The 25,781-nt window shown below is 69.2% G+C and carries 21 protein-coding genes; 16 read left to right on the top strand and 5 right to left on the bottom strand.

The window, feature by feature from the left end; genetic code table 11:
- Positions 1-32 precede the first annotated feature (32 nt).
- From OG595_RS33475 to OG595_RS33545, 15 genes are all read left to right on the top strand, one after another.
- Entirely contained in the window at positions 33-968 is a 936-nt protein-coding gene (locus tag OG595_RS33475) for a carbohydrate ABC transporter permease (protein WP_329278582.1), read from the top strand.
- Entirely contained in the window at positions 965-1,864 is a 900-nt protein-coding gene (locus tag OG595_RS33480) for a carbohydrate ABC transporter permease (protein WP_443073267.1), read from the top strand. Before OG595_RS33475 ends, OG595_RS33480 begins: the two co-directional genes overlap by 4 nt.
- The gene (locus OG595_RS33485) at positions 1,861-3,159 is read left to right on the top strand and encodes a pectate lyase family protein (RefSeq protein WP_329278584.1); all 1,299 of its coding nucleotides are present in this window, start codon (positions 1,861-1,863) and stop codon (positions 3,157-3,159) included. The genes OG595_RS33480 and OG595_RS33485 overlap by 4 nt, the downstream gene beginning before the upstream one ends.
- The gene (locus OG595_RS33490; protein ID WP_329278586.1) at positions 3,156-4,319 is read left to right on the top strand and encodes a Gfo/Idh/MocA family protein; all 1,164 of its coding nucleotides are present in this window, start codon (positions 3,156-3,158) and stop codon (positions 4,317-4,319) included. The genes OG595_RS33485 and OG595_RS33490 overlap by 4 nt, the downstream gene beginning before the upstream one ends.
- Entirely contained in the window at positions 4,319-5,170 is an 852-nt protein-coding gene (locus OG595_RS33495; RefSeq protein WP_329278587.1) for a PmoA family protein, read from the top strand. The genes OG595_RS33490 and OG595_RS33495 overlap by 1 nt, the downstream gene beginning before the upstream one ends.
- Positions 5,167-6,720 (top strand): glycoside hydrolase family 43 protein, encoded by a 1,554-nt coding sequence (locus OG595_RS33500; protein WP_329278590.1) that lies wholly within the window; start codon positions 5,167-5,169, stop codon positions 6,718-6,720. Before OG595_RS33495 ends, OG595_RS33500 begins: the two co-directional genes overlap by 4 nt.
- A 33-nt stretch (positions 6,721-6,753) precedes the next feature.
- Positions 6,754-8,778 carry a pectinesterase family protein gene (locus OG595_RS33505; RefSeq protein WP_329278592.1) on the top strand — a complete coding sequence of 675 codons (2,025 nt, stop codon included), beginning with the start codon at positions 6,754-6,756 and terminating at the stop codon, positions 8,776-8,778.
- Positions 8,779-8,830: 52 nt separating this feature from the next.
- Positions 8,831-10,168, top strand: a complete 1,338-nt coding sequence (locus OG595_RS33510; protein ID WP_329278594.1) for an ABC transporter substrate-binding protein — start codon at positions 8,831-8,833, stop codon at positions 10,166-10,168.
- A 102-nt stretch (positions 10,169-10,270) separates the two neighbouring features.
- Positions 10,271-11,071 carry a rhamnogalacturonan acetylesterase gene (locus tag OG595_RS33515; RefSeq protein WP_329278596.1) on the top strand — a complete coding sequence of 267 codons (801 nt, stop codon included), beginning with the start codon at positions 10,271-10,273 and terminating at the stop codon, positions 11,069-11,071.
- A gap of 53 nt (positions 11,072-11,124) precedes the next feature.
- Positions 11,125-12,444 carry a pectate lyase family protein gene (locus OG595_RS33520; RefSeq protein WP_329278599.1) on the top strand — a complete coding sequence of 440 codons (1,320 nt, stop codon included), beginning with the start codon at positions 11,125-11,127 and terminating at the stop codon, positions 12,442-12,444.
- A gap of 2 nt (positions 12,445-12,446) precedes the next feature.
- The gene (locus OG595_RS33525; protein ID WP_329278601.1) at positions 12,447-13,568 is read left to right on the top strand and encodes a pectinesterase family protein; all 1,122 of its coding nucleotides are present in this window, start codon (positions 12,447-12,449) and stop codon (positions 13,566-13,568) included.
- A gap of 1 nt (position 13,569) precedes the next feature.
- Positions 13,570-14,613: a pectinesterase family protein gene (locus tag OG595_RS33530; protein ID WP_329278603.1), complete on the top strand. Its 1,044-nt coding sequence runs from the start codon at positions 13,570-13,572 to the stop codon at positions 14,611-14,613.
- Positions 14,600-15,784, top strand: a complete 1,185-nt coding sequence (locus tag OG595_RS33535) for a dienelactone hydrolase family protein (protein ID WP_329278604.1) — start codon at positions 14,600-14,602, stop codon at positions 15,782-15,784. The genes OG595_RS33530 and OG595_RS33535 overlap by 14 nt, the downstream gene beginning before the upstream one ends.
- Positions 15,785-15,829: 45 nt before the next feature.
- Entirely contained in the window at positions 15,830-16,972 is a 1,143-nt protein-coding gene (locus tag OG595_RS33540) for a right-handed parallel beta-helix repeat-containing protein (protein ID WP_329278606.1), read from the top strand.
- A 154-nt stretch (positions 16,973-17,126) separates the two neighbouring features.
- Positions 17,127-17,921 carry an HAD family acid phosphatase gene (locus tag OG595_RS33545; protein WP_329278608.1) on the top strand — a complete coding sequence of 265 codons (795 nt, stop codon included), beginning with the start codon at positions 17,127-17,129 and terminating at the stop codon, positions 17,919-17,921.
- A gap of 3 nt (positions 17,922-17,924) precedes the next feature.
- On the opposite strand, the gene OG595_RS33550 is transcribed toward OG595_RS33545, so the two are convergent.
- Positions 17,925-20,174 carry a family 43 glycosylhydrolase gene (locus OG595_RS33550; protein WP_329278610.1) on the bottom strand — a complete coding sequence of 750 codons (2,250 nt, stop codon included), beginning with the start codon at positions 20,172-20,174 and terminating at the stop codon, positions 17,925-17,927.
- 263 nt (positions 20,175-20,437) lie between these two features.
- Here OG595_RS33550 and OG595_RS33555 point away from each other — a divergent pair, with 263 nt between their 5' ends.
- Positions 20,438-21,592: a right-handed parallel beta-helix repeat-containing protein gene (locus OG595_RS33555; protein WP_329278612.1), complete on the top strand. Its 1,155-nt coding sequence runs from the start codon at positions 20,438-20,440 to the stop codon at positions 21,590-21,592.
- Between the two features lie 89 nt (positions 21,593-21,681).
- Here OG595_RS33555 and OG595_RS33560 read toward each other — a convergent pair whose 3' ends face one another.
- The 4 genes from OG595_RS33560 to OG595_RS33575 form a co-directional block, all read right to left on the bottom strand.
- The gene (locus OG595_RS33560) at positions 21,682-23,364 is read right to left on the bottom strand and encodes a rhamnogalacturonan lyase B N-terminal domain-containing protein (protein WP_329278614.1); all 1,683 of its coding nucleotides are present in this window, start codon (positions 23,362-23,364) and stop codon (positions 21,682-21,684) included.
- Between the two features lie 32 nt (positions 23,365-23,396).
- The gene (locus OG595_RS33565; protein WP_329278615.1) at positions 23,397-24,227 is read right to left on the bottom strand and encodes a pectate lyase; all 831 of its coding nucleotides are present in this window, start codon (positions 24,225-24,227) and stop codon (positions 23,397-23,399) included.
- A gap of 107 nt (positions 24,228-24,334) precedes the next feature.
- On the bottom strand, positions 24,335-25,204 hold the full coding sequence (locus tag OG595_RS33570) for a hypothetical protein (protein ID WP_329278616.1): 870 nt from the start codon (positions 25,202-25,204) through the stop codon (positions 24,335-24,337).
- Complete coding sequence (locus OG595_RS33575) at positions 25,201-25,767, bottom strand: SigE family RNA polymerase sigma factor (protein WP_329278619.1); 567 nt, start codon at positions 25,765-25,767, stop codon at positions 25,201-25,203. Before OG595_RS33575 ends, OG595_RS33570 begins: the two co-directional genes overlap by 4 nt.
- Between the last annotated feature and the right edge of the window lie 14 nt (positions 25,768-25,781).

Genomic DNA, 25,781 nt, shown 5'->3' on the forward strand with positions numbered 1-25,781 from the left:
CACGCACGACGTACCGAGAACGGAGAACAGTCATGGCCCAAGCCGCAGTCGTGGCGAAACCGCCCACGCCACCCCGGCGGCGGCGTGCCTCCGCGACGCCGCGAAGGCTCCCGTATCTGCTGATCGCACCGGCAGCCCTGCTCATGGTGGGCTTCATCGCCTACCCGGTCATCAGCGTCTTCTACTACAGCCTGCAGAACTTCAACCCCACCAAGCCGTGGCGCAACGGCTTCGCGGGTCTCGACAACTTCACGCACGCCTTCACCGACGACCCCCAGTTCTGGGACACGCTGGTCTTCAGCGGCAAGTGGGTCGTCGTCGAGGTCGGCCTGCAGCTGATGTTCGGTCTGGCGCTCGCGCTGATCGTCAACCAGACCTTCGTGGGGCGGTCGATCGGCCGCGCGCTGGTCTTCTCGCCCTGGGCCGTCTCGGGCGTACTCACCTCCGCGATCTGGGTGCTGCTCTACAACTCCCAGACAGGCATCACCCGTTACCTCGCCGACGCGGGCATCGGCACGTACGGCACGAGCTGGCTGTCGGACACGTCGACCGTGTTCCCGGCGGCGATCGTCGCCGACCTGTGGCGAGGCGTGCCCTTCTTCGCGATCCTCATCCTGGCCGACCTCCAGTCCGTCTCGAAGGACCTGTACGAGGCCGCCGAGGTCGACGGCGCCAGCCGGATCAAGCAGTTCTGGCACATCACGCTGCCGCACCTCAAGGACGCCATCGTCCTGTCCACGCTGCTGCGCGCGGTCTGGGAGTTCAACAACGTCGACCTCCTCTACACCCTCACGGGCGGCGGACCGGCCGGCGAGACCACGACCCTCCCGCTCTACATCGCCAACACCAGCGTCGACGCCCACAACTTCGGCTACGCGTCGGCCCTCACCACGGTCGCGTTCGTGATCCTGCTCTTCTTCTCGATCGTCTACCTGCGGCTGAGCAAGTTCGGAGGGGAGAACAAGTGATCACCAAGGAAGCCACCGTGATCGTGCCCATGCCCGTGGACGACGTTCCCGAGCCGCCGCGCCCGACCAGGAAGCAGCGGCGCGCCTGGGACGAGGCCCCGCGCTGGCAGATCTACCTCCCCCTGGGGATCTACCTCGTCTTCACCCTCATCCCCTTCTACTGGATCCTCCTCTTCGCGCTGCGCCCGGCCGGTTCGACCTCCCTGGTCCCCTGGCCGATGACCCTCGACCACTTCGACAAGGTGTGGACCGAGCGAAGCTTCGGCACGTACTTCGAGAACAGCATCCTCGTCGGCGTCGCCACGCTGGTGATGACGACGCTCGTCGCCCTGGCCGGCGGCTACGCCCTCGCCCGCTTCGACTTCAAGGTCAAGCGCGCCTTCATGCTGGCCCTGCTCTGCTCCCAGTTCGTGCCGGGCGCCCTGCTGCTGGTGCCGCTGTTCCAGATCTTCGCCGAGCTCCAGATGATCAACTCGCTGGGCGCGGTCATCATCGCCGAGACGGTCTTCCAGCTCCCGCTGTCGATGATCCTCATCAGCGGATTCATCAAGAACGTGCCGTACTCGCTGGAGGAGGCCGCCTGGGTCGACGGCTGCAACCGCTTCACCGCGTTCCGTATCGTCGTACTGCCCCTGCTGCGGCCCGGGTTGATCGCCGTCGGCTCCTTCGCCTTCGTGCACTCCTGGAACCACTTCCTGTTCGCCCTGATGTTCCTCAGCGACCAGGGCAAGCAGACCATCCCGGTCGGCCTCAACACCCTGATGAGCGCGGACAGCGTCGACCTGGGCGCCCTCGCGGCGGGCGGCATCATCGCCGCCGTACCCGTGGTCATCGTCTTCGCCTTCATCCAGAAGTGGCTGATCACCGGCTTCAGCGCGGGGGCGGTGAAGGGATGAGACGCGTTCTGCAAGTCGCCGCCGCCATCGCCCTGTTGGGTGCGGTACTGAGCACCCCGGCCGGCGCCGACGCCCGCGACGTCAGCCGCGACACCCTGCCGGCGAACGACGGCTGGGCCGCCGCCGGCGGTGGCACCACCGGCGGCGCGGCGGCGGACGACGCCCACGTGTTCACCGTACGCAGCCGCGCCGAACTCGTCCGCGCCCTCGACGCCGGCAGCACCACCCCGAAGATCATCCGCATCGCAGGGGTCATTGACGCCAACACCACTGATGACGGTGGGCACTTGGGGTGTGGTGACTACGCGTCCGGGACCGGCTACACGGTCCGGAAATACCTGGCCGCGTACGACCCCCGCACCTGGGGTTCCGCCAGGCCGAGCGGGGCGGCGGAGGAGGCCCGGCAGGCCGCGGCGGCCCGGCAGGCCGAGCGGGTCGTGCTGCCCGTCGGCTCCAACACGACCGTCGTCGGGCTCGGTTCGGGCGCCGTCCTCAAGGGCGCGAGCCTCCAGGTCAGGAACGCGGACAACGTGATCGTCCGCAACCTCGAACTCCGCGACGCCTACGACTGCTTCCCCGTCTGGCAGCCCAACTCCGGTGGCCTGGGCGACTGGAAGACGGCCTACGACAACCTCTGGCTGAACGGCGCCACCCATGTGTGGGTCGACCACGTCACCGCCTCCGACAAGGGGCACCCGGACGCCGACGAGCCCACCTACTTCGCCCGCAACTACCTGCGCCACGACGGCCTGTTGGACATCACCAACCGCTCCGACCTGGTCACCGTCTCCTGGAGCCGGTTCGCCGACCACGACAAGGCGATGCTCATCGGCTCCGGCGACACCGCCACCGGCGACCGCGGGAAACTCCGGGTCACCCTGCACCACAACGAGTTCCGCTCGGTGACGCAGCGCGCCCCGCGCGTCCGCTTCGGACAGGTGCACGTCTACAACAACCGCTACCTCGTCGACCACGGCGACGACTACCGCTACTCCGTCGGTGTGTCCACCGAGTCCGCCGTGTACGCCGAGAACAACGCCTTCACCACCCCGGGGCACGTCGAGGCCGCCGACCTGGTCAAGAGCTGGAACGGCACCGCCCTGCACCAGACGGGCACCCTCTTCAACGGCTTCCCCGTCGATCTTCTGACCATCCACAACGCCTACAACTCGGGCAGCGAGCGCGATCTCACGGCCGACGTCGGCTGGACGCCTACCCTGCACACAAAGATCGACAGCGCCGACACGGCCGACCGAGAGGTGGCACGCGGCGCGGGCGCAGGGAGGCTCACATGAACACGACACACCTGACGACACCGGTTCCGGTAGTGCTCGCGGGAGCGCGCGGCCACGGGCACTGGCATCTGGCGAACATCCGCCGGCTCCAGGACAAGGGGCTCGTACGGCTGGCGGGCGTCTGCGAGCTGACCCCGCTCACCGACGAGGAGCTGGACGGGCTCGGCACGCCCGAGCAGTCCGCCGACTTCGGCGCGCTCCTCGACTCCACCGGCGCCGCCGTCGCCGTGATCTGCACGCCGATCCCCACCCACACCGACCTCGCGCTCATCGCCGCCGCGAAGGGCGTGCACCTGCTGCTGGAGAAGCCGCCGGCGCCGTCGTACGCCGAGTTCCGGCGTATGGCCGACGGGGTCGCCGCGGCCGGGGTCGCCTGCCAGATCGGTTTCCAGTCGCTGGGGTCGCACGCCGTGCCGGCGATCCGGGAACTGATCGCCGAGGGCGCCATCGGCACGGTGACCGGCGTCGGCGGGGCGGGCGCGTGGGCGCGCGACGAGGCGTACTACCGGCGCGCGCCCTGGGCGGGCAAGCGCAGGCTGAACGGAGTGGACGTCATCGACGGCGTGCTCACCAACCCGCTCGCGCACGCCGTCGCCACCGGCCTCGTCCTCGGCGGCACCACCCGCGCCGAGGACGTCACCGGCATCGAGACCGAGCTGCTGCGCGCCAACGACATCGAGTCCGACGACACCTCGTGCGTCCGCGTCAGCACGGCGAACGGCGTCCCGGTCACCGTCGCCGCGACCCTGTGCGCCGAGCACCCGGACGACCCGTACGTCCTCGTGCACGGCACCAGCGGCCGGATCACCTTCTGGTACAAGCAGGACCGCGTGCTCCTCCAGCGCTCCGGACACGGCCCGGAGGAGTACGAGTACGACCGCACCGACCTGCTGGAGAACCTCGTCGACCATCTCACCGAGGGCGCCGAACTGCTGGTCGTGCCCGACGCGACCGGTGCGTTCATGCGGGTCGTCGAGGCGATCCGCCAGGCCCCCGACCCGGCCGAACTCCCCTCCGAAGCCTGGGAGTTCATGCCCGGGGAAACCCGCCGCCGAGTGGTCCCCGGTATCGACGGCCTCGTCGCTGCCGCCGCCGACACCCTCTCCCTCTACTCCGAGCTGGGCGCCTCCTGGGCGCTCCCGAAAGAGGTGAGCACCTGATGAACCAGATGCCCAACGAGTCGCTGGTCCTGCGGATCGCGGGCCGCCCGGTCGGCCGCTACACCGGCCGGCCGGAGCTGCCGCTCCGCCACGCGCCCCGCCCGTACCTGCACCCCGTCACCACCCTGGCCGGCACCGCTGTCACCGAGCTCAGCCCCGCCGACCACACCCACCACCTCGGCGTCGGTGTCGCCATACCCGACGTCGAGGGGAACAACTTCTGGGGCGGGCGCACCTATGTACGGGACCAGGGGCCGACCGAGCTGGACAACCACGGCGCCCAGCGGCACACCGCCTACCAGCTCCGGGACCCCGACGGCTTCGTCGAGGAACTGCGCTGGATGGTCGGCCCGGCCGAGCTGCTGCGCGAGCGGCGAACGGTCGCCGCCACCGAACTCACCCGCTCCGCCTGGGCGTTGGACTTCACCTTCTCCCTCACCAACATCACCGACGCCCCCCTCTCCATCGGCAGCCCCGCCACCAACGGCCGCCCCGGCGCGGCCTACGGCGGCTTCTTCTGGCGGGCGCGCAAGGAGGCCGGCACCCCCGACGTCTTCACGCCCGACGCCGAGGGCGAGTCCGCGGTCCACGGCACCCGTGCCGACTGGCTCGCCCTGGCCGGCAGCAACTGGACGCTCGTCTTCGCAGGCGCCACCGAACAGACGCGCCGCGACCCGTGGTTCGTCCGGGCCGAGGAGTACCCGGGGGTCGGCTCCTCGCTCGCCTTCGCCGAGCGGCTGCCGATCGGCGCGGGCGAGACCGCCGTACGCCGGATCGTCACGGTCGTCGCCGACGGGCGCCTGGACCGGGGCGAGGCCGCGGCTCTCGTACGGAAGGCGGTGAGCGCGTGATCACCGGTGCCGATCTCGGCGACGGGACCTACCGCAACCCGGTCCTGAACTCCGACTGGTCCGACCCGGACGTCGTCCGCGTCGGTGACGACTTCTACCTCACCGCGTCCAGCTTCGGCAGGGCGCCCGGCCTGCCCCTCCTGCACTCCCGGGACCTCGTCAACTGGACCCTCGTCGGCCATGCCCTCGAACGCCTCCGCCCGGCGGCCGAGTTCAGGGTCCCGCGCCACGACTGCGGTGTCTGGGCGCCCTCGCTCCGGCATCACGACGACCGGTTCTGGATCTTCTGGGGCGACCCCGACCACGGTATCTTCCAGGTCAACTCCCCGGAGATACGTGGTCCTTGGACCAAACCGCACCTGGTCGAGGAGGGCAAGGGCCTCATCGACGCGTGCCCGCTGTGGGACGAGGAGACCGGCGAGGCGTACCTCGTGCACGCCTGGGCCAGGTCCCGCTCGGGCATCAAGAACCGGCTCACCGGCCACCGGATGCACCCCGAGGGCACGGGACTTCTGGACGAGGGAAAGGTGATCGTCGACGGCGACCGCATCCCGGGCTGGTTCACCCTTGAGGGCCCGAAGCTCTACCGGCACGACGGCTGGTTCTGGATCCTGGCACCCGCCGGGGGAGTGGAGACCGGCTGGCAGGGCGCCTTCCGCTCCCGTGACTTCTTCGGGCCGTACGAGGAGCGGATCGTCCTGGAGCAGGGGGACACCGACGTCAACGGGCCTCACCAGGGCGGCTGGGTGCGCACCCCGTCCGGCGAGGACTGGTTCCTCCACTTCCAGCAGCGCGGCCCGTACGGCCGTGTCGTGCACCTCCAGCCGATGAGCTGGGGTGGAGCGGAGGAGCCGGGGGGTGCGGGCGGCTGGCCCGTGCTCGGTGACTCCGGCACCCCCGTCGCCGTACACCGCAAGCCCGATCTGCCGGTGCAGACGCCCGCGGCGCCCGCCACCGACGACGACTTCCCCGGCGGACGGTACGGCCGTCAGTGGCAGTGGACGGCCAACCCCCAGGACGGCTGGGCCACCCAGCACTCGGGGGACGGGCTACGGCTGACCTGCGTACGCAGTGCCGACGCCCATGACCTGCGGAAACTCCCGAACGTCCTCACCCAGCGGCTGCCCGGCGTCGAATGCGTGGCCGAGGTGGAGCTGCGGCTCGACAGCGAGGAGCCCGGGGCGCGGGCCGGGCTCGCCGTGCTCGGCGACTCCTTCGGCTGGATCGGTCTGGAGCGGGCGGAGGACGGGACGGTCCGGCTCGTCCACCGGTTCGCCGAGTCCGTCGCCGACCGGGAACGGGACGCCGGCCGTCCGAAGGCGGCCCCCGAGGGGCGGGTCCGGTTGCGGATCGCGATCGGGGCGGGGGCGCGCTGCCGGTTCGCGTACGACGTCGGCGCCGGGGACGGCTGGGAGTCGTCCGGGCCGGTGTTCGCCGCCACCCCCTGGCGCTGGGTCGGCGCCCTGCTCGGCCTCTTCGCACTCGCACCCGTCGGCGGGGGACACGCCGGCGCGGCCACGTTCACGCGGTTCAGCGTCACCTCTCCATAACTCACCTTATTCGTATGCCTGTTGGGAGCCGCAATGACGCACTTCCCTAGCAAGCGCTTACCGGGCGCCGGTGGCCCCGTCGCCGTCGGCAGAACCCTGGCGACCGTCGTGGCCCTGGTGGCTGCTCTGGCCCTCGGGGCGGCCGGTGAGGCGACGGCCGCCACCTCCGTGACGGCCGTTCCCTCCACCGCCGAGGGCACCGCACCGGCGGCCCCCCGCTGGACCGACCGGGCCCACGGTTTCGCCTCACTCGACGGCGGCACCGACGGCGGCGCGGGCGGCAAAGTCGTCACGGTCACCGACCAGGCCTCGCTGGTGAAGTACGCGGCGGCCGAGGAGCCGTACGTCATCCGGGTCGCGGGCTCGATAGACGTGGCGCCCTTCGGCGCGGATGTCGTCGTCACCTCAAACAAGACGATCATCGGTGTCGGTGACACCGGCGAGATCGTCCACGGCGAGCTGCACCTCAACCCCGGCACCAGCGACGTGATCATCCGCAATCTGACGATCCGTGACTCGTACGTCGAGGGCGACTGGGACGGCAAGACGACCGACTTCGACGCCATCCAGATGGACACCGTCGACCACGTCTGGATCGACCACAACCGCTTCACACACATGGGCGACGGACTGCTCGACATCCGCAAGGACAGCCGGTACATCACCGTCTCCAACAACCAGTTCACCAACCACAACAAGGCGTTCGGGATCGGCTGGACGCCCAACGTGCTCACCCAGATCACCATCGACCACAACTGGTTCACCGGCACGAAGCAGCGCAACCCGTCCGCCGACAACTGCGCCTACGCCCACCTCTACAACAACTACGTGTCGGCGCAGGTCTCCGACGGCGATCCCGTCTGGACGTACGGCAACTGGTCGCGCGGCAGGACCAGGATGGTCATCGAGAACAGCTACTACGACGGTGTCCAGCATCCCTACCAGGCGGACGCCACCGCCGAGTTGGTGCAGCGCGGGTCGATCCTGAAGCACGTCACCGGACGGCAGGACGAGTGGGGCACCGCCTTCGAACCCCGTGACTTCTACGCGTACCGGCTGGACCCGGCCGCCGCCGTGCCCGCGCTGGTCAAGCGTTTCTCCGGGCCGCAACGGCGGATCGGCGCCGCGGTGACGCTCCAGGTCCCCGCCGACTACCCGACCGTCCAGGCCGCCGTGGACGCCGTGCCCGTCGGCAACACCGGGCCGGTGACCATCGCCGTCGCGCCGGGAACGTACCGTGCGAAGGTCTTCATCCCGGTCGGCAAGTCGAACATCCTGCTCCAGGGGACCGGCCGGAACCGCTCCGACACCGTCATCGTCTTCGACACGCCCGCCGAGTACGGCGGTTCGACGGGCAGCGCGACGGTACGCATCGCCGCGAGCGACGTCACCGCCCGCAACCTCACCTTCAGCAACGACTTCGACGAGGCCGCGGTCGTGCTCAACGGCGAGCAGGCGCTCGCGATGAAGACGACCGGCGACCGGATCGTCTTCGAGAACACCGCCTTCCTGGGCAACCAGGACACCCTGATGACCGACAGCCCCAAGCTGGACGTGATCAGCCGCGTCTACGTCCGCGACTCGTACATCGAGGGCGACGTCGACTTCGTCTACGGCCGGGCGACGACCGTCATCGAGCGGTCGGTGATCCGCGCGCTGAGCCGAGGTTCCACCACCAACAACGGGTACATCACCGCCGCTTCGACCTGGACGGGCAATCCGTACGGCTTCCTGATCACCCGCTCGAAGATCGTGAGCGACGCGCCCGCCGGATCCTTCCACCTCGGCAGGCCCTGGCACCCGGGCGGCGAGCCGAACGCCATCGCCCAGGTCCTGTTCCGGGAGACCGAACTGCCCGCCGCGATCAAGGCCTCGCCGTGGACCGACATGAGCGGCTTCTCGTGGCGGGACGCTCGCTTCACCGAGTACCGGACGTACGGCCCAGGTGCCGAAGTGACCGCCGACCGGCCGCAGTTGAGCGAAGCCGACGCGGCCACTCACACCGTGGCCGACTACCTGAACGGTACGGATGGCTGGGCCCCGTACGCCCGCCGCTGACCCCCCACAACTTCATAGTTTCCGATTGATCCAGAAGAGAGAGTGCCGACCAATGAAGATCAGCATCCGCAGAAGCAGGCGCGCGGCCATCGCCGTGGCCCTGGGTTCCGTGCTCGCCCTGACCGCCACCGCCTGCGGTGACGACGGCAGCGGGGCGGGCGGGGACAAGGGCAACGAGGGTTCGGGCAAGGGCCAGATCACCTTCTGGGACAACAACGGCGGTGTGCGCACCGACGTCTGGAAGGAGATCATCGCCGACTTCGAGAAGGCCAACCCCGACATCAAGGTCAAGTACGTCGGGATACCGTCCGACAGCATCCAGTCCAAGTACGACACCGCGATCCAGGGCGGCGGCCTGCCCGACGTCGGCGGGGTCGGCGCGGCCATGCTCGCCGGCATCGCCGCCCAGAACGCCCTGGAGCCGCTGGACGACCGGCTCAAGAACAGTTCGCTGAACGGCAAGCTGACCCCGGGCATGATCGACAGCGTGCGCAGCGCGGGCGGCGGCGACGAACTGTTCACCGTCCCGACCTCCGCGAACAACGGCACGCTCTGGTACCGCACCGACCTGTTCGAGGCGGCGAAGCTGGACCCGCCGACGACCTGGTCGAAGTTCTACACCGCCGCCGACAAGCTCACCGACGCGAGCAAGAACAGGTTCGGTTACACCATTCGTGGTGGCGAGGGGTCGATCGCGCAGGCCCTGGACGCGATGTACGGGCAGTCCGGCATCACGTCGTTCTGGAAGGACACGAAGACCACCGTCAACGACCCGAAGAACGTGGCGGCGCTGGAGAAGTACACCGCGCTGTTCAAGAAGGACACTCCGTCCGCCGACGTCAACAACGACTTCAAGAAGATGGTCGCCCAGTGGGACAGCGGCGACATCGGCATGCTGAGCCACAACCTCGGCTCCTACCAGGACCACCTGAAGGCGCTGAACGGCAAGTTCCGGGGAATTCCGAACCCGACGCAGGACGACGGGACCCGGGTGCAGGTCTCCAACCCCGTCGACGGGCTGGGTCTGTTCAAGTCCAGCAAGAACAAGACGGCCTCGTGGAAGTTCATCGAGTTCGCCGTCTCGCACGCGTCCAACAGCAAGTGGAACGAGTCCGCGGGCGCCATTCCGTCCAACACGGAGGCGGCGAAGGACGCGTGGATCCAGTCGGCGGAGGCGACGAAGCTGGCGGCCGAGTCGCTGAACAGCGGCACGATCAAGATCGTGCAGCTGCCGTACTACCTGCCCGACTGGAACACGATCTCGAAGGCGGACAACGAGCCCAACTTCCAGAAGGTGCTGCTGAAGAAGATGAGCGCGAAGGAGTTCCTGGACACGTTGGCCGACCAGCTGAACGCCGCGCAGGCCGAGTGGAATGGGCAGATGGGTTAGGTCGCTTTTCGGCCGCGGGTCCGCCGTGGCTGTTCGCGCAGTTCCCCGCGCCCCCAGAAACAGGGGCGCGGGTGCCCGACTCCTCTCGAAAGGCACAACGTCGTGTCTCTTAGCCGTCGGCAAGTGTCCGCAGCTGCCATCGCTGCTGTTCCTCTCGCCATCGCATCCTCGGGAAACGCGTCGGCGCATTCCAGCCGGTGTTCCCGCACGATCTACATCGCCGGTGATTCCACCGCCGCCCAGAAATACGCCGACGCCGCCCCGGAGACCGGGTGGGGAATGGCGCTCCCCTTCTTTCTCCAGAAGGATCTGCCTGTCGCCAACCACGCGGTGAACGGGCGCAGTTCCAAGAGCTTCTTCGACGAAGGGCGTCTTGGCGCCATTCTCGATGTGATCGCCCCCGGTGACTTCCTGCTCATCCAGTTCGGGCACAACGACGAGAAGAGCGCCGACCCCGTCCGTTACACCGAGCCCTGGACGACGTACCAGGACTATCTGCGGCTGTACATCGACGGTGCGCGGGCCCGGGGTGCCCGGCCGGTGCTCGCCACCTCCGTAGAGCGGAGAAAGTTCGACGCGAGCGGCAACGCGCTGCCGACCCACGGCGACTACCCGGCGGCGATGCGTGCGCTCGCCGAGGCGGAGAGCGTGGCGCTGCTCGACATCCAGGCCCTGTCGATCGCGCTCTGGCAGGAGCTGGGGGTCGAGGAGACGAAGAAGTACTTCAACTGGACAGCGACCGAGCAGGACAACACGCACTTCAACCCGCCGGGTGCCATCGCGGTGGCCCGGCTCGTCGCCGCCGGGCTGGTGCGGCGCCGGGTGCTGGCACGCCGGGACGTGCGCCGCCTCGACGACGTGATCCCGGAGTCCTGGATCACCTGGCCGTCGGCCACCGCGTAGCCGCTTCCCCCGCAAGTCCCCCCAGCCTGTTCCTCCAGAAGGAGAGCCGCACCATGAACGCTCGCGCATGTCATGATCATGTCACCATGAAGGCCGCCGCCCTGCTCGGCTGCACCGCCCTCGTCCTCACCGTCACCGGCCCCGCCGCACAGGCCGCCGCCCCGGCCCGCGACCTCGGCCGCCAGACCCTCGCCGCCGGAGACGGCTGGGCGTCCGACGCGGGCGGCACGACCGGCGGTTCGGCCGCCACCGCCGACCACGTCTACACGGTCACCACCTGGGCGCAGTTCAAGGCCGCGCTGGAGGACGGCGGCAGCGCACCCAGGATCATCAAGGTCAAGGGCATGATCGAGGCCGTGTCCGAGGGCTGCGAGGCCTTCGTCGCCGGGGGCTACGACCTCCAGCAGTACCTCAAGGACTACGACCCGGCGGTCTGGGGCAACGACAAGGTCGCCAGCGGCCCGCAGGAGGACGCGCGGGTCGCGTCCGCCGCCAACCAGGACACGGAGATCAAGGCCAACATCCCGAGCAACACCACCATCGTCGGCGTCGGCAGGAACTCCGGCATCCTCGGCGGCAGCCTCCAGGTCAAGGGCGTCTCCAACGTCATCCTGCGCAACCTCACCATCGAGGCCCCCCTCGACTGCTTCCCGAAGTGGGACCCCACCGACGACAACAACACCGGGGCCTGGAACTCCGAGTACGACGCCGTGGTCGTCTACGGCACCGACCACGTGTGGATCGACCACAACACCCTCACCGACGGCCGCTACCCCGACCGCGAGCGGCCGAGCTACTTCGGCAAGATCTTCCAGCAGCACGACGGGCTGACGGACATCGTGCGCGGCGCCAACTACGTCACCGTGTCCTGGAACTCCTTCAAGGACCACGACAAGAACATGCTGATCGGGAACAGCGACAGCACCGCCACCACGGACGCGGGCAAGCTCAAGGTCACCATGCACCACAACAAGTTCGACGGCATCCTCCAGCGCTCCCCGCGCGTGCGCTTCGGGCAGGTCGACGTCTACAACAACAGCTATGTGGTGACCGAGGAACAGAAGTCCGACTACTACATCTTCGGCGTCGGCATCTCCTCGCAGCTGTACGCCACCGACAACGCCATCTCGCTGCCGGCCGGCGCCAGTGTCGGCCAGGTGCTGAAGAAGTGGAAGGAGTCGCCGCTCACCGCCGAGAACAACTACGTCAACGGCAGGCTGACCGACCTGATCGCCGTCCACAACGCCGAGATCCCCGCCGAGACACTCCAGTCGGGCGCCGGCTGGACGCCCACCCTCCGCACGAAGGTCGACCCGCCGCGGGCGGTGCCGCACATCGTCGACCGCGGTGCGGGCGCGGGCAAGGTCTGCTGATCATGGCCGACCTTCAACCCCCTCTCAACAGAAGGTCGTTCGTCGTCGCGAGCACCGGGGCCGCACTGGCCCTGGGGCTCGCGGCCCCCGCCCGCGCGGCCGGCCGGACCCGCTTCGGCCGCTACGGCTCCCCGTCCCGCCGTCTGACCGAGCGGACCCTGTACGTCGACGCGGCGGGCACCGGCGACTTCACCGGCGTCCAGGCCGCCGTGACCGCCGTCGGCGGCACCGGATACACGCTGGTCGTCGCGCCGGGCGTCTACCGCGAGACCGTCGCCGTCACGGCCGCCCGTACGGAACTGACCCTGATCGGCGCCTCCGAGAACCCGCGCGACGTCGTCATCGTGTACGACAACGCGGCCGGCACCCCGAAACCGGGCGGCGGCACCTACGGCACCACCGGCTCCGCCACCACCCTCGTACAGGCCGCCGACTTCACGGCCCGCTGGATCACCTTCGCCAACGACTGGCTGCGCGCCGACCACCCGGAGATCGCGGGCACCCAGGCCGTCGCCATCAAGGTGCAGGGCGACCGTGCCGCGTTCCACCACTGCCGGTTCCTCGGCCACCAGGACACCCTGTACGCCGACTCGATGAGCCGTGAGGCGTACGCCCGGCAGTACTTCGCGCACTGTTACGTCGAAGGGGACGTCGACTTCGTCTTCGGCCGGGCAACCGCCGTGTACGAGCGCTGCCACTTCCGCACGCTCGACCGCACCGACCTCGCCGGCACCCCCTACGGCTTCGCCTTCGCGCCCTCCACCGTGGGCACCAACCCCCGCGGCTACCTGGTGACCGGCAGCCGCGTCACCAGCGAAGCCCCGGACGCCGCCTACAAGCTGGCCCGCCCCTGGGTGCCCAGCTCCGACACCACCGCCCGCCCGATGCTCACCGTCCGGGACACCCACCTCGGGCCCGGCATCGACGCGGTCGCGCCCTACACCAACATGTCGGACAGCTACCCGTGGCAGAGCCAGCGGTTCGCCGAGTTCCGGAACACGGGCCCGGGAGCCAGGATCCTGGTCGCCGAGAACCGCCCCCAGCTCACGGCCACCGAAGCCGAGTCGGCGACCCGTGAGGCCTACCTCGGCGACTGGACGCCGTGGCGCGGACGGTGGTGCTGAGATGCGCCGACGCACACTGCTCACCGGGTTCGCGGGCGGGCTGCTCGCCACCGGTACGGCCCCCGCGTTCGCGTCCGGGGCCCGCCGGGTCCGGCACGTCCGCCCCGGCGACTCCGTCCAGGCAGCGGTGGACGCCGTGGTGGCGGCGGGCGGGACCGGGTGGACGATCGCCGTGCACCCGGGAACGTACCGCGAAGTCATCGACATCCCGGCCCAGGCAGCCGAGTTGACGATCCGCGGCGCCACCCGCGACCCGCGCGACACCGTCATCGTGTACGACAACGCCAACGGCACCCCGAAACCCGACGGTTCGGGCACCTACGGCACCGCCGGCTCCGCCACCTTCACCTCGGCGGCGCCCGGCCTGACCGTACGCGACCTGACCCTCGCCAACGACTGGCTGCGCGCCGACCACCCGGAGATCACGGGAACGCAGGCTGTCGCCGCGTATGTCACGGGGGACCGGTCGCAGTTCACCCGGGTCCGGTTCCTCGCCCACCAGGACACCCTGTTCGCGGACACGACGGCACTGACCGCCTTCGACCGGCACTACTACCGCGACTGCTACATCGAGGGCGACGTCGACTTCGTCTTCGGGCGGGCCCGGGCCGTCTTCGAGCGCTGCCACTTCCACACCCTCGACCGGGACGTCGCCTTCAAACCCGAGGGCATGGTCTTCGCCCCCGCCACGGCCCGCGCCAACCCCTACGGCTTCCTGGCGGTACGCGGACTGGTGACCTCGGGCGCGGAGGACGGCGCGTACAGGATCGCCCGGCCCTGGGTGCCGTCCTACGAGACAACCGCCTGGCCCTCGTTGGTCGTCCGGGACACCTGGCTCGGCCCGGGCATCGACGCCGTGACCCCGTACACCAACATGCGCGAGGCCTATCCGTGGCAGACCATGCGGTTTCGCGAGTACGGCAACTCCGGTCCCGGCGCGCTGATCACGGTGCCGGAGAACCGGCCGCAGCTCACGGCGGCGGAGGCCGGCGAACACACGCGGCGGACGTATCTCGGCGACTGGTGCCCGGATGAACGGCCGTGATCCGGCGGTGGGGCGGCGGACGTTCGTCGTGGGGGCGGGGGCCGCGCTGATCAACGGAGCCGGCGTCGCCCAGCCCGCCCATGCGGACGTCGGCCTGGAGTCGGCCGTCGTCGACGGTCCGCTGCCCGGCTTCTACCCGGCGCTCAAGGACGAGCTGGACTTCCCGCTCGCCTGGGGCAGATCCGGCGTCCGGGACTTCCGGTCCTGGCGTCGGATCGCCCGCGCCAAGGTGGAGGAAACGCTCCTCGTCGAGCCGGACGGCGACGAGACCCCGTACCGCCCCGAGTTCAGCGCACGTGCCGAAACACCCACCTACACAAGGGAGTTGGTGACTCTCGCCCTCACCCGGTACGAGCCCGTGCGCGGCGCGCTGCTCACCCCGCACGGCCCCGGCCCCTTCCCCGCCGTACTGCTGCTCCACGACCACGGGGCGAAGTTCGACATCGGGAAGGAGAAGCTGGTCCGGCCCTGGTACGACGACATCCGGCTCGCCTCCGCGCAGGCCTGGGCGGACCGGTACTTCAGTGGACGGTTCGTCGGCGACGAGCTGGCCCGGCGCGGATACGTCGTGCTGGCACTCGACGCGCTCGGCTGGGCCGACCGGGGGCCACTCGCCTACGACCAGCAGCAGGCCCTGGCGAGCAACCTGTACAACCTCGGCTCGTCCCTCGCCGGACTCATGGCCCGCGAGGACGTACGCGCAGCCCGCTTCCTCGCCGGGCTCGACCGCGTGGACCGGCGACGGGTCGCGGCCGTCGGGTTCTCCATGGGCGCCTACCGGGCCTGGCAGACCGCCGCGCTCAGCGACGACATCGCCGCCGCGGCCAGTGTCTGCTGGATGACCGGGCTGAAGGAAATGATGGTTCCCGGCAACAACACCCTGCGCGGCCAGTCCAGTTACCACATGCTCCACCCCGGGCTCGCCCGGCATCTCGACTTCCCCGACGTGGCGAGCATCGCCGCACCCAGGCCGATGCTGTTCTTCCACGGCGCCCAGGATCCGCTGTTCCCGGCGGAGGGCGTACGCGTGGCCCACGAGAAGCTGCGCGCCGTCTGGCGCTCGCGTCGCGCCGGGGAGCGGCTGCACACCAGGATCTGGCCGGACCTCGGCCATGTGTTCACCGCACCCATGCAGGACGACGTCTTCTCATGGCTGGACGCCGTCCTGTGACTTCCGCTCCACTCTTCCCCGTTACGACGAAAGGACCCGCACGTCATGCGTCGTATCACTCGTAGTGCCCGTGCCGCCGGCATCAGGAACTCGCTCGTCGCTCTCGCCGTCACCACCGCCGGGGCCGGCCTCGCGGTACTCCCCACCCCCGCCCAGGCCGCGACCGTGGTCGTCTCCACCTCCGCACAGCTGAGCAGCGCGCTGTCCAGTGCCACCGCGGGCACCGTCATCCAGGTGCGCGCCGGGACGTACTACCCGACGGCCACCCTCCAGTCGACGGCCAACGGCACGTCCGCCAGCCGCATCTACCTCCAGCCCTACGGCTCGGAGACGGTCAAGATCGACGGGTCGAACCTGCCCGACGGCGACTGGATCTTCAAGCTGACCGCCGACTACTGGACCGTCTCCGACATCACGTTCCAGAACTCGCCGGACAGCGCGGTCGTCTGCCAGTCCTGCGCCTCCACGGTCTGGAGCAACATCAAGACCATCAACGGCGGCGACTCCGGGTTCACGCTCACCGGCGACAACACCACCAACAACACGGTGAAGAACATCGACTCGTACGGCAACTACGATCCCGCCAACCACGGCGAGAACGCCGACGGCGTCGCCGTGAAGTTCGGCTCCGGCACCGGCAACCTCATCACCGGCGCCCGTCTCTACAACAACTCGGACGACGGGCTCGACTTCTGGTCCTTCTCCTCGCCCGTCACCGTCGAGCACACCTGGGCGATGGGCAACGGGAAGAACCGCTGGTCCGACTCGGCGTTCGCGGGCGACGGCAACGGCTACAAGCTGGGCGGCGACGGCGAGACCGTGGCCCATGTCGTCAACAACTCGGCCGCCTGGGACAACGCGGGCAACGGCTTCACCGAGAACAGCAACAAGGGCGCCATCGTCATCAACCGCACCACCGCCTACGCCAACGCCAAGTGGGGCTACTACTTCGCCACCGGCGCGGCCAGGCTGGGCAAGAACCTGGCCGTCGGCAACAGCTCCGGTTCGGTGAGCAAGGGCTCGTCGGTCACCTCGTCCGGCAACAACTGGGACTCCGGGATCTCGACCCCGTCCTTCGTGTCCACGAACGCGTCGACCACGTACAACTCCCGTGCCTCGGACGGGACGTTGCCCGCGACGACGTTCCTGACGACGGGCAGCAGCACGATCGGGTCGACGATGAACTGACCTCCGCCGGGGCGAGCCGCGAGGTGAGCCGGGGAGTGCGGTGCGGCTGCCGCACTCCTCAGGCCTCAATGGCTGGTTTCCAACCCCTATGGACTTGATATAGATCAGGCAAAAGGTCTGGCAACCACCAGGGTGACGCGCGTAGAAACCTGTCATGCATAAGCCATTCCGTTTCGCGACGCTCGCCGTCGCCTGTGCCGTCGCGGGCGCCGCCCTGTACGGCACCGGCGCGGCCACCGCCGGACAGTCCACGGCGAACTCCACGCACGAGCCCCACAACATCGGGCTCCTGGTCCAGGAGATCGACTCCTACTACGGCACCACGCTCGACAGTGCCGGTGTCTACCAGGCCTCCACCACCAGCCCGTACGCCAAGGACCTGGCGCAGATCGAGTCGGCGGCGAAGAAGTACATCGACAAGGCGGCCCGCAAGGCGCTGCACAAGGGTGAGAAGCCCGCGGTCGTCTTCGACATCGACGACACGCTGCTGCTCTCCCTCGACTACGAGAAGAAGACCAACTACACCTACAACTCGGCCACTTGGGCCGACTATGTGGCCAAGGCCGACCGCCCCGCCGTCTTCGGCACGCCCCAGCTGGTCGCCTACGCCAAGGCCAAGGGCGTCGAGGTGTTCTACAACTCCGGTCTGAAGGAGTCGCAGCGCGCCGCGGCCGTCGCGAACCTGAAGAAGGTCGGCGCCGACATCAACCTCGACGCCGACCACATGTTCCTCAAGGACGCGGCCAACCCGCCCGCCTACCTGAGCGCCTGTGCCACGGCCGGCGCCTGGACCTGCACGACCGTGCAGTACAAGTCCGGCACCCGCAAGCACATCGAGGACCTCGGGTACGACGTCATCGCCAACTTCGGCGACCAGTACTCGGACCTGGAGGGCGGCTACGCCGACAGGACGTACAAGCTCCCCAACCCGACGTACTTCGTGAGCTGAGCCTCACTTCCCGACCGGTTGGATCGACTCCAGGGTCGGTACGACCGGCAGGATCGCCCCGTCGGCCGCGAACCGCATCCGGTCGATGGTGGTCTCCCGGTGCATGCCGTCACCGCCCGCCTTGCCGGGGCCGTTGACGGCGAACCGGTGGTACACCATGTACCAGTCGTCGGTGCCGGGCACGTTCACCACCGAGTGGTGGCCGGTGGCCCTGATGCCGTACTCGGGGCGCTTGGACAGGATCGTCCCCCGCTCGGTCCACGGGCCGAGCGGGGACGGTCCGGTCGCGTAGGCGACGTGGTAGTTCTCGCTGCGGGTGTCGTCCTCGGACCACATGAAGTAGTAGGTCCCCTGCCGCTTCACCACGAAGGAACCCTCGCGGAAGTTGTCCGGAGTGATGTCCCGCACCTGCGCCGCGTCGAACGACACCATGTCGTCGTTCAGCGGCACGACGTATCCGTGCCCGTTGCCCCAGTAGAGATACGCCTGGCCGTCGTCGTCCGTGAACACGGCCGGGTCGATCATCTGGCCGCTCAACTGCCCCTTCGCCACCAGGGGTTTGCCGAGCGCGTCCCTGAACGGGCCCGCCGGGGAGTCGGCCACCGCCACCCCGATCGCCTGCTCGGCGCAGAAGTAGAAGTAGTACTTGCCGTTCCGCTCGGCGATCGCCGGCGCCCAGGCGTTCCTGTCCGCCCAGGACACATCGGGACCCAGGTCGAGGATCACGCCGTGGTCGGTCCAGTGGACCAGGTCCTTCGACGAGAACGCCTTGAACTGCGTGCCGCCCCAGCCCTGGAAGCCGTCGGTGGTCGGGTAGATCCAGTAACGGCCGTCCAGGTACTGGATGTCGGGGTCGGCGTACAGCCCCGGCAGGACCGGGCTGCGGGTGGGCACGGCCTCGACCGTCCACGTGCGGCGCGTCCCGTCCGCCGCCGTCACCGTGTACTTCTGCGGCTTGCGGAAGTCGCGCCGCGTACCGGATCCCGGGGTCACCTTCGCGCCCTCGCCCACCCACAACTTAGGAGCCAGGTGGGCCAGTTCGGCGTCCGGACGCATCGGCAGCACGACCTTGGCGGCGGCCTCCGTGACGACCGCGTACCCCTTCTGCCCACTGGCCGTCGCGTCCACGACGGATGTCGGGGTCTCCGGGTAGGCGGCCAGCAGCCGGTCGTACTCCACCTTGGTCACCGGCATCACCGTGCCGTGGCGGGGGCTGGCGGGCAGCTGGTAGTTCGCGGACATGGTCCACTTGCCCGAGTCGAGATCGGTGGTCTCGAAGGGGACGTACCCGCGACCCCCGTACTCGTCGATGAACAGGTACCACTTGTTCCCGGTGTTGGACTTGAAGACCGTCGGTCCCTCGCCCCGGTCGATGGACCCGCTGCCGACGCAGTCGGAGACGAAGTCGTAGGAGGTGTCCGTCAGCGAGGTCGACTTCTCCGCGGTGATGAACTTCGAGCAGGGGCTGGAGGAGGTGGGGTCCCGCTCGTCCTTCGTGTAGCGGTAGTAGGTCCCCCTGTGCTCCACGACCGTCGAGTCGATCACCGAGTAGCCCGGGTCGTCCCAGACCTTCGGATCGCTGAAGGTGCGGAAGTCCTTCGTCGTCGCGTACATCATCTTGTTGTACGTCGAGCCGGTGTGCCCGGGGTCGTCGTCGCCGTACAGCTTCGACGCCCAGAAGACGACGTACGAGCCGAGTTCGCTGTCGTAGTACGCCTCCGGCGCCCAGGTGTTGCCCGCCGAGTCGGGGGAGACCTTCACCAGCCGCTGGTCGGTCCAGTGGACCAGGTCGGTCGACTCCCAGACCATGATCGACTTGCTGCCGTGGCGCTGGACGTAGTCCCAACTGCCGCTGCTGTTGCGGTACATGCGAAGGTCGGTCGCGATCATGTAGAACCTGTCGCCCTCGGGGGAGCGGATCACGAACGGGTCGCGCAGGCCCTTCTCACCGGTGGTGGAGGTGAGGACCGGCTTGCCCGCGTTCAACTCCCGCCAGTGCAATGGGTCGTTGCCGCGGCTGAGGGCGTACCGGATCTGCTCGCCGTCGGCGGTGCCCTCGCCGGTGAAGTAGGCGAAGAGGTAACCGGCGTACTTCTGGGCGGACTTGGGCTCGGTCTGCTGCTCGTGCTTCTGCTGGGTCACGGGTGGGGCTCCAGAGGCGGCGGGGCTGGGCGGGGCGGCGAGCAGGGCGAGGAGAAGGGCCGCCAGGGGGATGAGGGGGAGCAGGAGGGTGCGGGCGAGGTGGGGGCGCATGACACATCCTGTGGGAGTGTGATGGTTTCTGTTGAGTGATCGTCCTCGGAATCTCACCAGCAGGGGGACAGCACGTCAATCGGTGCGGACGGGACCGCTGGGACCGAAAGTCTCGAACGCTTTTGTGCGGACCGGGGCAACCCTTTTCGGCCGGGCGGCAACAGGACAGCGGAGCCGGGCTGCGGTCTCACCTCATCGGGGCCGCAGCCCGGCTCGCCAGTCAGGAAGCGAACGCAGTCCCAGCCCCGAGGAAAGGAACGCCCGTGCGCATCGGCACCGGCCGCCACCGCAGGAACCGCACCCTCTCCATCGCCGCGGCGGTGGCCCTCTCCTCGGGTGCGGGCGGCGTCTACCTGGGTCTCTCGCCCGACGGTGCGAGCGCTGCCGGCACCACGGTCACCGTGTCCAGCACCGCCCAGCTGGAGTCCGCGGTGAGGAACGCGGCGGCCGGCAGCGTCATCCAGGTGCGTGCCGGTACGTACTACCCGACGGCCACCCTCAAGTCGACCGCGAACGGCACGAGTTCGGCGCGGATCACGCTCCAGGCGTACGGTGGCGAGAAGGTGAGGATCGACGGCTCGAAGCTGCCCGCCGGGTCCTGGCTGGCCGGCATCTACGGCGACCACTGGACGGTCCAGAACCTCACCTTCCAGAACTCCCCGGCCCAGGGCTTCGTCGTCACCTCGTCCGTCGGCGGGATCTTCAGGAACCTCGTCACCGCCCGCAACGGCGACTCCGGTTTCACCCTGCGGGGCGACGGCACCAGCGACAACCTCGTGCAGAACCTGGACAGTTACCTCAACTACGACCCCGCGGCCCATGGCCAGAACGCCGACGGCCTGGCCATCAAGTTCGGCTCCGGCACCGGCAACAGGATCACCGGAGCGCGCCTCTACGACAACGCGGACGACGGGCTCGACCTCTGGCAGTTCTCCACCCCCGTCACCGTCGAGCACAGTTGGGCCTTCGGCAACGGCAGGAACCGCTGGAACGACTCCGCGTTCGAGGGGAACGGCAACGGCTTCAAGCTGGGCGGCGGGGGAGTCTCGGTCGCGCACGTCGTCAACAACAACGCGGCCTGGGACAACAATCTGCACGGGTTCACCGAGAACTCCAACACCGGCGCGATCCTGCTCAACCGCAACACGGCCTACGCCAACGCCCAGTCCGGCTTCTACTTCGCCACCGGCAGGGCCCGCCTCGCCAGGAACCTCGCGGTGAGCAACAAGGGCACCCCGGCCGAGCTGGGCCCGGCCACCGTGTCGGCCGCCGACAACTGGGACAGTGGCGTCCCGGCGCCGGCGCCGAAGTCGAAGGACGCTACGACCGCGTACGGTGCCCGGCAGCCGAACGGCTCGCTGCCGGCGACCACGTTCCTGACGGTGGACTCGACGGTCATCGGGTCGACCATGAACTGACGTACTGGCGCACCGGCGTGCGCCGCAAGAAGAACGAGTCCCCTGCCGGTCGTCACCGGCAGGGGACTCTCTGACTGGCCGAGGGGGGCTCAGGCCAGCAGATCCAGGCAGTCGAACGAGGTGCCCGGGCTGAGGAACGCCGTGCCGCTCGAACCACTGACGATGTTGATCTTCAGTACGTTGTACTGACTCGTGTCCGTCTTCCACGCACTACTAGGGACGCTGTAAGTGATCGTACGGTTGTTCCCTCGATATGAACCCGTCGTGAGCGAGCGCGTCGACGGCTGAGCGGATGCGGAGGGGACGGCCGACACCCAGTCGTTGACCGTGACGCGCGGGCGCCCGCCCGCGAAGGCGTCCGTCACGCCGATGCGCAGGGTGTGCGCGGCGGCGGCCTGGGCGGCGGTCAGCTTGAAGTACACGAGGATGCCGTCGTTGACACCGCTCCACATGTACGCCGGGAAGGCCGCCGCCTGCGGGCCGCTGCCGATGGTGACGTTCCCCGTCCACTTCGCCGCGCGGCCGTCCGACGGATGCGCGTACGTCATCAGCGCGGCGTTCTTGAACTCGCCGGGCGTGCCGTCCCAGTCCCCGAGCCGCCAGATCGTCTTCGCGGCGGACGGGTCCCCGGTCACGGTGATGCTGTTCAGCGCGGTCGCGCTTCCCGCCCTCACCGTCACCGAGGCGGTGTGCACGGCCAGCTCACCCTTGTACACGGTCAGCGTGTACGTGCCCGGCAGCATCCCCTTGCAGGAGAAGGCGCCGGTGCCGGCCGCGGCCTTCGCCCAGTACTGGGCGCCCGCGTTCGCGAAGCCCACGGTGTACGGGTGCTTCGCGTCCATCCCCTTGATGCCGACGCCGGCCACCTTGCCGCGCCCGGCCGCGCCGACCCAGCCCGTGATGCCGAGCCCGTCCACCCAGGAGGTGTCGAGGCGGGCGGCGGCGAGGGAGGGCGAGGGGGCGCCGCCGTCCGTGAAGGCGAGGACGTACGGGCCCTGTAGGCCGAAACGTTCCGGCTCCGTCTGGGCCTCGTTGTAGTGCAGGATCTCGTACAGCCCCGCGCCCTTGTCGTTCGAGTGGCGCAGCAGTGAGCGGTAGAAGGGGCCGCCGGACGCCTTCTCGTGGTTGGAGCGCACGATCCACAGGCCGACCGAGCCGGTGGTGAAGCCGATGTGGTCGTAGTCGATGACCCGCTTGCCCGAGTAGTGCTTGGAGTGCGTGGTGCCGTCCGCCCGCTTCCAGACGTCCCCGGCCTCGATGATCCTGTCGGAGGCCTCGATCCAGGAGTCGGAACCCTCGTTCGGGAACATCCCCGGCCTGAGGCGGACCAGGAAGCGGGTCGCCGTGAAGGAGGCGTCCGCCTTGTTCGTCCACAGGTAGACGTTGTTCTGGCCGCTGCGCGCCGCGTACCACTGGGTGATCGCCCCGTGCACGACCTTGACCAGGATCGTCGACCCGGACTGCTTCACCGTCACCGTGGACGCGCCGAGCCCCGACTCGACGTGCGAGTGCCTGCCGCCGTAGCCCTCGTACTCCTTGCCCCGGTAGACCAGGGAGGTGAGGTCGCCGGTCTTCTTGGAGATCTTGAAGACGAGGGAGGCACCCGTGTTGACCACGAAGTTGGAACCGTCGTCGGTGTGGCCGAAACCAGCCGCTGAGGCGGACGACAGCAGACCGCTGCCGGTCGCCACCGCGGCGCCCGTCCCGGCCACTCCCACCGCCGAAGCGGCCAGCAGCCTGCGGCGACCGATGTTTCTCTTGTGCGTGCTCACGGCTGCGGGCTCCGTCGTGCTTGAAGGATCACTTACTTGTACGTGATGTCAGATGGCGAGAACTTGCAGGTGGTTCCGTTCGGACCGCTGCCGATCTCGGTCGGTTCCTTGCTCTTGTTGTTGCCCTTGAAGCGCACGCACGGCTTGATCTTCTTCCTGGGGTCGCCGTGGATACGGATCCTGCTCAGCGTCGCCGTGTCGCCGTAGTTCGCGTTCACGCCGACCAGCACCTTGCCCGGCGCGGTCGCGTCGATGTCGCTGATCACGATCGTGCGCTTGTACTGCGTCCGGCAGTTGCCGCACGAGCGCACCAGCTTGCCGAAGTTCTCGACGCGGAAGCCGGTGATGCTGAGCCTGCCGGCCCCGTTGAACTGGAACACCTTGTCGGAGGCGGACCTCGCGCCGCCGCCGATCACCTTGTACACGGCCGTCGGCTTCTTGCCCTTGAAGCTGGCGGCGTCCTCCCCGACGTCCAGCCACCACACGTTCTCCAGGGTGCAGGAGCCGGTGCAGTGGACGCCGTCCGCGCCCGGCGTGCCGATGATCACGTTCCTGAGGACCGCGCCGTCCTTCAGCTCGAAGATCGGGTCCTGGCCCTCCTCCTGGCTGCCGTTGTCGAGCGCGCCACTGCCGAAGAACTTCTTCAGCCTGCCGTCGTACGTGCCCGACACCGTGATCTTCGACGACACGGCCTTGCTGCCCTTGGCCGTCGGCCAGACGGCGGCGGCACCGGCCGAGGACAGCAGCGTCGTCGTCAGGACCGCCGCTCCGGTGAGGCCGAGAGCGGCGGTACCGGCGATCACGGCCCGCCGCCCGGTGACCCGGCGGCGGTGGCGGACGCGCTGTTCGACTCGTGCGGTCATGAACCGTGTTCCTTGGGGGCGAGGAGATGCGTTCGTCTCCTGGTCGCCGCCCGCGGGGAAAGGGTTGCCGAGTCCGCGGAACTTTTTTACGAGGTGCCGCTACCGCTTCACGAGTCGCCCTCGGCGGAGTCGTCCTTGCCGTCCTGGCCTGCGAAGTCGCCCTTCACGGCCAGTTGTCCGCCCGCCGTTTCGGCCGTCACCGTGTACGTGTCGTCCTTCGCGTCCCGGCCGCCGCGCGTGTGGTCGTACTGGCCGGCGAAGACCCACTCGCCCGGCCAGACCGTACGGCCCTCCTTGAGCACCCACGTGTAGACCAGGAAGCCGTCGCGCTCGGCGACCGTCAGGTCGAAGTCGTCCTCCGGAGCCGACCGCCAGGCACCCGCCGAGGTGACCCCTCCGGTGTCGGCGACCTTCAACTCGATGGTGAGCGCGGTGAGTTGCTTGGACGTCTTGATGGTGACGTTGCTCTGCGCCCAGAAGTCGTTGCTGTGCGGATCGATCGAGCCGTCCGACCACAGGGGCCCGTCCTCGGTGCCCTTCGCGGCAGGAGCCGCCACGGTGTCCGAGGCCTTCGGCGTCGGGGTGGGCGTCGGCGTCGAACTCGGCTCGTCGTCCTGGGCGTTGCCGCCCGAAGGGTCCGGGGCCGGCTGGACCGGTGCCCGGCTGGTCGCGTCCGGCGACGGGGTCGGCAACGGCGAGACCGAGACGGTCGGGTCGGCCGGGGTCTCGTCGCTCTTCACCACGGAGGCCAGCGCGTACCCGCCCATCGCCAGGATTCCGGACACCGCGGCGGTGGCACCCGCGACCCGGGCCCAGGCCAGCAGCGGCGGACGCGTCGCCCGGCGCCGGGGGCGCTTCTCCTCGGGACCGGCGGCCATGCCGCGCTCGACCCGCGCGAGGATGCGCGCGCGGTCGGGCTCGTACGCCTCGGCCGTCTCGTGCAGCCCGGCGCGCAGCTCGTCGTGCGGCGTCCTCATCGGTTGGTCCCTCCCGCTCCGCCGGTGGTGCGCACAGGGGTGCGCATCCGAAGCGGGGCCTCGTCGGTGCCAAGGAGCCGCTGCAGTTCGGCCATTCCCTTGGACGTCTGGCTCTTAACCGTACCGACAGTAACTCCCAGGGCGAGCGCGGTGTCCTTCTCCGAGAGGTCGAAGGCGTGCCGCAGCACCACACACGCCCGCTTGCGGAACGGCAGCCTGCGCAGGGCCTCCTGGACGTCTATGACGCCAGGTATGTCGGGATTCTCCGTCTTCTCTTCCCGCTGCGACCAGAACAGGGTGATCCTCCGGCGCTCCCGGACCGCACTGCGGATCCGGGTCTTGGCCAGATTGGCGACCACGCCACGCGCGTACGCCACCGGATGATCGGCGGCCCGCACCCGGTCCCAGCGGTGCCACAGCGCGAGCAGCGCATCGGCCGCCAGGTCGTCGGCGGCGTCCGCCTCGCCCGTCAGCATGTGGGCCAGGCGCGCGAGTTCGGCGTAGTGCCGCTCGAAGAAGGCATGGAACTCCACGGAGGCTGCGTCGTCGACGACAGTGCCCACGGGCGACCTCTCCC

The organism is Streptomyces sp. NBC_01451, assembly GCF_036227485.1.
In the GTDB taxonomy this organism is placed as follows: domain Bacteria; phylum Actinomycetota; class Actinomycetes; order Streptomycetales; family Streptomycetaceae; genus Streptomyces.